General features: G+C 74.0%; 1 protein-coding gene and 1 pseudogene. One reads left to right on the top strand and one right to left on the bottom strand.

The features are described 5' to 3' along the window. A partial coding sequence (locus FNQ90_RS28570; RefSeq protein ID WP_182608265.1) for a VanZ family protein occupies window positions 1-718 on the bottom strand: 718 nt, incomplete at its 3' end. 242 nt (window positions 719-960) lie between these two features. Here FNQ90_RS28570 and FNQ90_RS24000 point away from each other — a divergent pair. Next, window positions 961-1,175 (top strand): annotated as a pseudogene (locus tag FNQ90_RS24000) (hypothetical protein); the annotation flags it as partial.

Here is a 1,175-nt window from a genome sequence, read left to right as displayed (position 1 = left end):
GTTCCCCGTCCTCGCCCTCCCCGAACCCGATCGCCCCCGGGCTCCCGAAGGCCTCGACGAGCGCCTCGCGAATCGCCGTGCGCTGTTCGGCGTCGGCCGCGATGACGTCGGTCCGCGCGTTCACGTGGTCGAGCACCCACGGGGTGACCCCCAGCGTCCAGACACCCACCAGAGCGGCGGTGAGCCCTGTCGCGCCCAGGGCGACGTGCCGTGTGCGGAGCGCGGCCGGGGAGGCCGGACGACGGCGCGCCAGTGCCACGACGGTCCCCGCGGCCGTCCCGATGACCAGGCCGCCGGCGTTGGCGATCAGGTCACCCGTGTCGCAGATCCGACCGACGAAGGGGAGAACCGCCTGCGCCGTTTCGATTCCCGCCGAGAACAGCACGCCGGAGATCAGGACGAGGCCGGGGCGGCGGGTGGCCAGGGTGCCGAAGAGGCCCAGCGGCACGAACACGGCGAAGTTCATCCGGCCCCGGATGTCGGAGAAGGGCTCGGTGACACCGCGATTGACCACGCACACCCCGCTCGGGCCGGTGGGGCCGGAGCTCCACAGGGTCACGGCGAGGATGCCCACCGCGCAGGTCGCCCCCAGCGCCCACATGAGAGGGCGCTCGGTGCGGTGCCGCAGCGCCAGGTGGGTGCCGGTGAGGGTGATGAGGCCGAGAACGGCGAGGAGGACGAGGAAGACCTCCTCGCCGCGGAACACGGCAGATAACACGGTGGGGCGCGCCCTTCGGTCGAAAGCGGGAGTCGGCCGGGTGGGAACCGGCCGGGTGGGAGTCGGCCGGGTGGGAACCGGACGACGGCGTTCATGATCGCAAGCGCCCGGGGCGGGGTGGTCCCGGGGTGCGGAAGGGACGCCCGGGGCGACGGGTCGCCGGGCCGGTACGGGGATGTGGCCCCGCCGTGACAACCGGATCGGGGGCCCGCTCGTGGAATGGGGTGAGGAGTCACGACACCGTGGCCGAAATCGTGGTCGCGGGCGTGACGGAGAGCGAGGTCGGTCCCGTGAACATCTTCCGCCACCCCCGTCCCGGCGGTTCGTCCGCCCGTCCCGACCGTCCCGATCCCGATCGGCGGCGGCTGCTCGGTCTCGGCGCGGCGGGCGCGCTGGGTCTGGCGGTTCCGCCGCTGCTGGCCGGCTGCGGAGGACCCGGCATACCCCGCCCCGGTGA

This window comes from Streptomyces alkaliphilus, assembly GCF_014141535.1.
GTDB classification, from domain to species: domain Bacteria; phylum Actinomycetota; class Actinomycetes; order Streptomycetales; family Streptomycetaceae; genus Streptomyces; species Streptomyces alkaliphilus.
Note: the sequence above shows the minus strand (reverse complement) of the source record. Positions and strands in the feature narration are given on the sequence as shown.